This window comes from Streptomyces hazeniae, from assembly GCF_031845485.1.
Lineage (GTDB): Bacteria > Actinomycetota > Actinomycetes > Streptomycetales > Streptomycetaceae > Streptomyces > Streptomyces hazeniae.
This window is the reverse complement of record NZ_JAVREQ010000277.1, coordinates 1-255: the sequence shown is the minus strand read 5'-3', so window position 1 is coordinate 255 and position 255 is coordinate 1. Positions and strand designations below refer to the sequence as shown.

Below are 255 nucleotides of genomic sequence, written 5' to 3'. Positions count from 1 at the left end.
AGCAGATGCGAGGAGAGCCATGACTGCGTCCGAACTGCCGTGGTTCAAGAGCAGCTACAGCGGAAGCTCTGGCGACGACTGCGTCGAAGTGGCCCTGTCCTGGCGCAAGTCCAGCCACAGCAGCGGCAGTGACGGCGACTGCATCGAGGTGGCGACGTGCGCCACCACCGTGCACGTACGCGACTCCAAGGACCCCCACGGCCCACAGCTCGCGCTCTCCCCCACCACATGGCGTTCCTTCCTCCTCCTCACCGC

1 protein-coding gene is annotated in these 255 nt (G+C 66.3%); it reads left to right on the top strand.

All coding sequences use genetic code 11. From position 1 onward, the window contains the following. Positions 1–19: 19 nt before the first annotated feature. Positions 20–255, top strand: a 236-nt coding sequence (locus RM572_RS29685; RefSeq protein WP_311676424.1) for a DUF397 domain-containing protein, incomplete at its 3' end; no start/stop codon positions are given.